Origin of the sequence: Streptomyces sp. NPDC091292 (assembly GCF_044757265.1) — a bacterium.
Lineage (GTDB): Bacteria > Actinomycetota > Actinomycetes > Streptomycetales > Streptomycetaceae > Streptomyces.
Genome location: NZ_JBIVUQ010000045.1, coordinates 1 through 8359, shown reverse-complemented (window position 1 = coordinate 8359; position 8359 = coordinate 1). Strand labels below are relative to the sequence as shown.

The following is an 8359-nucleotide window of genomic DNA, read 5'->3' as shown; positions in this document are numbered from 1 at the left end:
GGGGGTGATGTGTTGTTGGCGGTGACGACGTGGGGGTTTGATATTGCGGGGTTGGAGTTGTGGTTGCCGTTGGTGGTGGGTGGTCGGGTTGTGGTGGCTGGGGGTGGGGTGGTGGGTGATGCGGGTGTGTTGGCGGGTGAGTTGGTGCGGTGGGGTGTGACGGTGTTGCAGGCGACGCCGGTGACGTGGCAGATGTTGGTGGCTGATGGGTGGGTGGGGTTGCCTGGTTTGGTGGCGTTGTGTGGTGGTGAGGCGCTGCCGGGTGGGTTGGCGGGTGCGTTGGTGGGGCGGGTGGCGGGGGTGTGGAACATGTATGGGCCGACGGAGACGACGGTGTGGTCGGCGTGTGAACGGTTGTCGGCGGACCGGGTGCCGGGGATCGGTTCACCTGTGGCGAGTACGCGGGTGTATGTGCTGGACGGCAGGTTGGAGCCGGTGCCGGTGGGTGTGGCGGGTGAGTTGTTCATCGGTGGTGCGGGTGTGGCGCGGGGTTATCTGGGTCGTGCGGGCCTGTCCGGTGAGCGGTTTGTGGCGGATCCGTTTGCGGGGGATGGTTCGCGGATGTATCGGTCGGGGGACCGGGTGCGGTGGTTGGCGGATGGTCGGCTGGAGTTTTTGGGTCGTGGGGACGAGCAGTTGAAGGTGCGCGGTTTCCGTATCGAACCGGGCGAGATCGAAGCCGCTCTGATTGCCCACCCGGCGGTCGGTTCCGCGGTGGTGGTTGGCCGTGGGGAGGGTGTGGGGCGTCGTCTGGTGGCGTATGTGGTGCCGGCCGTCCAGGCCGTTGGGATCCCGTCGGTGGGTGTGTTGCGGGAGTGGTTGCGGGAGAGTCTGCCGGAGTACATGGTGCCGTCGTTGTTCGTGGAGCTGGCCGCGTTGCCGCTGACGCCGAACGGCAAGATCGACCGCAAGGCACTACCCGAGCCGGAAGGATGGAGCGCCGATTCGGACGCCCGATTCGTGGCACCGGTCACCGCGGCGGAGGAGTTGCTGGCAGGCATCTGGTCCCAGGTGCTGGGGGCGGACCGTATCGGCGCCACGGACAGCTTCTTCGATCTGGGCGGCCACTCCCTGCTCGCGACGCAGGTGATCTCCCGTATCCGGGAGGCGTTCGGGGTCGAGGTGGCATTGTCGGCCCTCTTCGACCAGCCGACCGTTCGGGGTCTGGCGGCGGCAATTGAGACGTCCGGGCGGGGTGATGCCGGGCCGGCGATGACGGCCGTCGCGAGGGACGAGCCGTTGCCGCTGTCGTTCGCGCAGCAACGCCTCTGGTTCCTGGATCAGTTGGAGCCGGGCTCGACGGAGTACAACATGTCGACGCGTCTGCGGCTGACCGGTGACGTGGACCTCGCGGCTCTGGGTGCCGCGCTGGACGCGATCGTCGCCCGGCACGAGGTGCTGCGGACCCGGCTCGTCGCGGGCGAGGACGGTGTGGCGTACCAGGTCATCGACCCGCCCACGCCCATGCCCGTCCCAGTCCTCGACCTCTCCGGAAGCATGGATCCGCAGGGTGCCGCGAGTGACATGGTCACCAAGGATGCTCTGACGCCGTTCGACCTGGCGAACGGCCCCCTGGTGCGAGCCACGCTCGTCAGGCTCTCGCCGGACGAGCACGTACTCTCCCTGGTCATCCACCATGTCGTCTTCGACGAGTGGTCGGACCGCGTCTTCCAGCGCGAGCTTTCCGCCTTGTACGAGGCGTTCCGTGCGGGTGAGCCGAATCCGCTGCCGCCGCTCGCGTTCCAGTACGCGGATGTCGTGGCCTGGCAGCGACAGTGGCTGACCGGTGACGTACTCGACTCCCATCTCTCCTACTGGCGCGGCAAGTTGGACGGCTCACCGGATCTGGAGCTGCCCACCGACCGGCCGAGGCCGGCCGTACGCTCGACCGAGGGCGCAGTGGTGCGGTTCACGGCCCCCGTGGGTACGGCGGAGGCGTTGAAGGCGCTCTCCCGCGAGCACGGCACCACGATGTTCATGACGCTGCTCGCCGCCTTCGACGTCCTCATGGGCCGATACACCCACTCCGACGACATTGTCGTGAGTACGCCGGTGGCAAACCGGAACCGTGCCGAGACCGAGGACCTGATCGGGTTCTTCGTCAACACCCTCGTGATGCGGACGGACCTGTCCGGCGATCCCACGTTCGCCGAACTCCTCGGCCGGGTACGTGAGACCGCGCTCGGTGCGTACGCGCACCAGGACCTGCCGTTCGAGCAGGTGGTGGACGCCATGGCGGATGTACGGGACCGTAGCCGTGGCCCCCTCGCCCGCGTCTCCTTCAACTATGCGGCCGAGGCCGCAGGCACCTCCCCCTCCGATCGCGAGAGGGCCGGTGCGGCCGGCATGGGCATAGAAACCGGCACGGGTCTGCTGCCGGTTCAGTTCGACATGGTCGTGGCACTGGGCGAGGACGACGGCGCCCTGACCGGAGAAATCCAGTACAGCACCGCGTTGTTCGACGCGGTGACGGTCGAGCGGATGGCGGGGCACATGGTGACGCTGCTGGGAGCTGTCGGCGCGAACGCCGAGATGCCGGTGGGTGAGCTGCCGGTGATGACCGAGGCCGAGCATGAGCGGTTGGTGAACGAGTGGAATGCGACGGTTGAGCCGTTGCCGGTGGTGGGTGGTGTGCATGAGCTGATCGCTGAGCGTGCAGCCTCTGCGCCCAGCGCGGTGGCCGTGGTCTGCGGCGAAGTGTCCGTCGATTATGGGGAGTTGATGGGTCGGGCGAATCGTCTGGCGCATTATCTGCGGGGTGTGGGGGTGGGTGCGGAGTCGGTGGTGGCGTTGTGTCTGCCGCGTGGGGTCGACATGGTCGTGGCGATGCTGGGGGTGTGGCAGGCGGGTGGTGCGTATCTGCCGCTGGACCCGGAGTATCCGGTGGAGCGGCTGGGCTTCATGCTGCGGGACAGTCGGGCGACTGTGTTGGTGGGTACGGAGGAGTTGGTGGATGAGCTGCCGGTGGGGCGTCTGCGGACGGAGGTGGTGGATGCTCCGGGTGTGGTGGCCGCGCTGGCGGATTTGCCCTCGACGGCGCCGGAGCTGGATGTCGTGCCATCGACTGCTGATCAGTTGGCGTATGTGATCTATACGTCGGGTTCGACGGGTCGGCCGAAGGGTGTGCAGGTCGCGCACCGTGGAGTCGTGAACCTGGCGTTGGCCCAGGCACAGGCGTTTGGTGTCGGTGCGGGTGACGGTGTGCTCCAGTTCGCGCCCTTCGGTTTCGACGCTGCCGTGTCCGAAGTCGCTGTGACGTTGGTGGCGGGTGGCCGGCTGGTGGTGGCGACGGCGGAGGAACGGGCCGAGCCCCGTGCCCTGGCCGCGTTGGTGCGGGAGCGTGAGATTCGGGTGGCGACACTGCCGCCGTCGCTCCTGGCCGTTCTGGAACCGGCGGACCTGGAAGGTCTGCGGACGTTGGTGACGGCGGGGGAGCGGCTGGAGGAGGCGGCTGCTTCCGTATGGCGTGAGGGTTATCGGCTGCTCAACGCGTACGGCCCGACCGAGATCACGGTGTGCGCGAGCATCGCCGTCCTCGATCCGGAGGGTCAGGGTGTGCCGTCGATCGGTACGCCGATGGCCAACACCCGCGTCTACGTCCTCGATGCCCAACTCCGCCCCGTCCCGGTGGGAATGACCGGCGAGTTGTACATCGCCGGTACGGGCGTCGCCCGTGGATACCTCGGCCGTCCGGAACTGACCGCGGAGCGGTTCCCGGCCGACCCGTTCGTGGCGGACGGCACGCGGATGTACCGCTCGGGTGACCAGGTGCGGTGGCTGGCGGACGGTCGGCTGGAGTTCGTCGGCCGCGCCGACGACCAGGTCAAGATCCGAGGGTTCCGCGTAGAGCCCGGCGAGATCGAGACGGCACTTGCCGCGCACGCCGCGGTGCGGACGGCGGTCGTGACCGCGTACGGGGACAACGCCGACCGCAAGCTGGCCGCGTACCTGGTGCCCACCGATCACAGCGAGGGCATACCCGAACCGGCCGACCTGCGGGAACTGCTGCTTCGGAGCCTGCCGGACTACATGGTTCCGGTGGCCTTCACCGAGATGTCGAGGTACCCGCTCACCACGAACGGAAAGGTGGACAAGGCGGCCCTTCCGATACCCGAGACGGTTCGCTCCACCAGCACCGAGTACATCGCGCCGTCCGGCGAGGCGGAGGAACTTCTCGCGGAGATCTGGTCCGAAGTCCTCGGGATCGAGCGGATCGGCGCCCATGACAACTTCTTCGAGCTGGGCGGCAACTCGCTCCTCGTCACCCAGATCGTCGGCCGCATCCGTGGCGCGGGCCACGACATCAGCGTCGGCGACCTTTTCGACCACCCCACCCTCGCGACCGCCGCACCGCTGATCCAGATACAGGCCGAGGACCCCGACGTCCGTTCGGTGGTGACCATCCGCGCCGGCCGGATCAGTCCCGCCATATTCGCCGTGCACACCCTGACCGGCGAGGTCGCCGCGTTCGCCGAGGTCGCCGGGCACCTGGCAGAGGGGCAGCGGCTCTACGGACTCCAGGAACGCGGCCTGACCGGCGAGGACGCGCCGCCCTCGTCCGTCGAGGAGATGGCCACCACGTACATCGGCGAAATGCTGAGGGTGCAGAAGGAAGGCCCCTACCTGCTGACCGGCCAGTCCGGCAGCAGCTACGTCGCCTTCGAGATGGCGCGCCAACTCACCGCCATGGGCAAGGAGGTGGGCGGTGTGTTCCTCATGGCGCCGGCCCGCCAGCCCTTCGCCTGGCGCCTGCCGAGCCAGGCGTTCGGCAAGTCCGACCGGAAGCTGCTGGCCGCCGTCGAGGAGGCACTTGAAAGCGCTCCGGGTACGAAACTCTCCCGGGCGAACGAGAAGAAGGTGCTCAAACTCGGGGCGCCGGACGACGAGATCGCCAAGGGCGTCCGCGAAGGCGACAAGCACGCCCTGCGGATCATGCGCGCCCTGGCCATCAACCGGCTTGCCTACTCGTACTACGGCGAGTTGATGCACCGCGGCATGCGGAACTACGACGGCCGTGTGGTGCTCCTCATGCCGCGCGACGACCGGCCCAAGCCGTACAAGTGGACCCTCGAACAGTGGCAGATCCCCGTCACACGGGGCCCGGAGGTCGTGGACGTGCCGGGCGAGCACTCGACCGTCTTCTACGGCGAGAGCGGGGAGGCCGTGGGTGCGTATCTGAGCGCCGAGATCACCCGCTGGCAGCAAGACGGAGGAGCGTCCGCATGACGGGGTCCAGGGGGACGCACGGCACGCGGTCGGCCGCGGCGGCGGACGGCACCAGCGCGTACGAACTCCCCAACGGGCGCGGCATCACCTGCGTCAGCCCCGCGGAGGCCAAAGTCCTCTGGGAGGAGGCCGTGGACGCGGGGCTCTACAGGTCGGCCGCTGACGCCCTGCGACCAGGGGACACCGTCCTCGATATCGGGGCGAACATCGGGATCGTCTCGCTGATGTTCGGCTGGAAAGCACCCGATCTCAGGATCGTCGCCGTGGAACCCGCGCCGACCACGTTCTCCTGTCTGGAGGCGAATCTCCGGCGCCATCTGCCGGGCGCTGTCGCCGTGCGCAGTGCGGTGTCCGACCGAGCAGGACACCGCTCCTTCACCTACTACCCGCGGTCCACCGGAAACTCGGGTCTGTTCGCCGATCAGCGGGCGGACGACGAGAACACCCGGATATTCCTGCGGAACACCGGAATCCCCGAGGACTACATCGGGGAGATCGTCAGGGACCTGCACCGGGGCGTCGACATGACCGTGCCCACACTGACCGTCTCCGATCTGATCAGGGCCCACGACCTACGGGAAGTCAGCCTGCTGAAAATCGATGTGGAGCGCGCGGAACACCTGGTCCTGGCCGGGATCGAGGACGCGCACTGGCCCCTGATCGGCCATGTCGTCGCCGAGGTCCATGACGAGGACGGCCGGCTGAGGACCCTCACCGGCCTCCTCGAACGGCACGGCTTCACTGTCGCCGTCAGTCAGCAGCCAAAGCTCACGGGAACGGATCTGTACGAACTCGCCGCCACCCGGAAGCCAGGCGTTCAAACGCCGCCGCGCAGCACTTGAACACGGCACCGGAATACTGACCGGCGACCGAGCGCCACGTACGCCATGGGCCGCTGGATCAATGATCCGGCGGTGTGCCATGGTGAGGCGGGGAATCTTCGACTGACATGAATAAGTAGCGCACGCCGAGGTATCGCCACGACCTTCAGCGGAGCGGATCATTCGCGATCCCGCTCTCAAGAAGCCGGGCGCTTCGACGGATATATCAGGGCCGAGCAGCGCACCGTCATGCACTAATTCAGCTTTCTCATTCGCAGGGGACAACTGATGCTTTCTGACGCCAAGCGGGAATTGCTGAAGCGACGCCTCAGGGGAGAGCAGGTATCGCGCCGCGCATGGGACCCCCGCCCAGCCGGTCCCCTCCCGCTGTCCTTCGCGCAGCAACGCCTCTGGTTCCTCAGCCAGTTGGAACCGGACTCGACCGAGTACAACCTGTCGATGCGGGTGCGGTGGGACGGCGTCCCCGATGTGGCGGTGTTGGGTGCGGCGCTGGGTGGCGTGGTGGCGCGGCACGAGGTGCTGCGGACGCGTCTGGTGGCGGACGCGGACGGTGTGCCGCATCAGGTGATCGACGAGCCGGCACCGTTCCCCCTGCCGGTCGTCGACGTCTCCGACAGCACCGACCCCGCGGCAGCGGTACGGGAGCTGGCGGCGGCCGACGCCCAGGTGCCGTTCGACCTGTCGACGGGTCCACTGATCCGCGCGACGCTGCTGCGCGCGGCCCACGGCGAACACGTACTCGTGGTGGCGCTGCACCACGTCGTCTTCGACGAGTGGTCGGACTCCCTCTTCCACCGCGAGCTGACCGCGCTGTACGAGGCCTTCCTGGCGGGCGAGCCCGACCCACTGCCGCCGCTCGACGTGCAGTATGCGGACTACGCGGTGTGGCAGCGGCAGTGGCTGGACGGTGACGTACTGAAGCGACAGCTCTCCTACTGGCGCGACCGACTCGCCGGTGCACCGGAACTGCAACTGCCCCTCGACCGCCCGCGCCCGCCGGTACGCTCCTCCGCCGGTGCGACCATGGGCATCGACATTCCGGACGACGTCGCCGAAGGTCTGCGTGCGTTGTCGCGTGAGTGTGGTGTGTCGATGTTCATGACGTTGTTGTCGGCGTATGTGGTGTTGCTGGGTCGGTATGCGGGTTCGGATGATGTGGTGGTGGGGACTCCGGTGGCGAACCGGAATCGTGCGGAGACGGAGGACTTGATCGGGTTCTTCGTGAATACGTTGGTGATGCGTGCGGATCTGTCGGGTGACCCGTCGTTCCGTGAGGTGTTGGGGCGGGTGCGGGAGACGGCTCTTGGTGCGTATGGGCATCAGGATGTGCCGTTTGAGCAGGTGGTGGAGGCGTTGGTGTCGGAGCGGGATCGCTCTCGTACGCCGTTGTTCCAGGCCCTGTTCAACTATGACTTCGTTGAAGGTGGCGGTGGTGACAGCGTCAGCGGTGCGGGAGGTGGCACCGGCGCTGGGGATGTTTCGGAGAGGGTGGTGGCGAAGTTTGATCTGCGGTTGGTGTTGAGTGATGGTGGGGTGGGGTTGGGTGCGGAGTTCGAGTACAGCACTGCGTTGTTCGATGCGGTGACGGTGGAGCGTTTGGGTGGGCATTTGGTGGCGTTGTTGTCGGCGGTGGCTGTGGATGCTGATCGGCGGGTGGGTGGGTTGCCGTTGTTGTCGGTGGGTGAGCGTGAGGTGTTGGTGGGGGATTGGGGTGGTGGGGGTGTGGAGTTGCCGGCTGTGGAGCCGTCGGCGGGTGTGGGTGGGGTGCATGAGTTGGTTGCTCGGTGGGGTGTGGTGGCTCCGGATGCGGTGGCGGTGGTGGCGGGTGAGGAGTCGTTGACGTATGGGGGGTTGATGGCGCGGGCGAACCGCCTCGCCCACTATCTGCGGGGTGTGGGGGTGGGTGCGGAGTCGGTGGTGGCGTTGTGTCTGCCGCGTGGGGTGGACGTGGTGGTGGCGGTGTTGGGGGTGTGGCAGGCGGGTGGTGCGTATTTGCCGTTGGATCCTGAGTATCCGGTGGAGCGGTTGGGGTTCATGTTGCGGGACAGTCGGGCGACGGTGTTGGTGGGTACGGAGGAGTTGGTGGATGAGTTGCCGGTGGGGCGTTTGCGGACGGTGGTGGTGGATGATCCGGCGGTTGTGGGTGTGTTGGCGGGGCTGCCGTCGGAGGCGCCTGGGGTTGCTGTGGAGCGGGGTCAGTTGGCGTATGTGATGTATACGTCGGGGTCGACGGGGCGTCCGAAGGGTGTGTTGGTGGGGCATGGTGGGTTGGTGAATTATGTGGTGTCGGT

Annotated in this window: 3 protein-coding genes and 1 pseudogene; all 4 read left to right on the top strand. The window is 67.4% G+C overall.

The features are described 5' to 3' along the window. Positions 1-9: 9 nt before the first annotated feature. Positions 10-438, top strand: a pseudogene (locus ACIQNU_RS43715) (AMP-binding protein); the annotation flags it as partial. Between the two features lie 153 nt (positions 439-591). Continuing rightward, complete coding sequence (locus ACIQNU_RS43710; protein ID WP_401378287.1) at positions 592-5226, top strand: amino acid adenylation domain-containing protein; 4635 nt, start codon at positions 592-594, stop codon at positions 5224-5226. Beyond that, positions 5223-6068: an FkbM family methyltransferase gene (locus ACIQNU_RS43705; RefSeq protein WP_401378284.1), complete on the top strand. Its 846-nt coding sequence runs from the start codon at positions 5223-5225 to the stop codon at positions 6066-6068. The genes ACIQNU_RS43710 and ACIQNU_RS43705 overlap by 4 nt, the downstream gene beginning before the upstream one ends. Positions 6069-6335: 267 nt before the next feature. Beyond that, positions 6336-8359, top strand: a 2024-nt coding sequence (locus tag ACIQNU_RS43700; protein WP_401378281.1) for a condensation domain-containing protein, incomplete at its 3' end; no start/stop codon positions are given.

Bases quoted from the DNA above. Each gene is read 5' to 3' on its own strand.
- ACIQNU_RS43705 (WP_401378284.1), top strand. From the start codon at position 5,223: ATGACGGGGTCCAGGGGGACGCACGGCACGCGGTCGGCCGCGGCGGCG.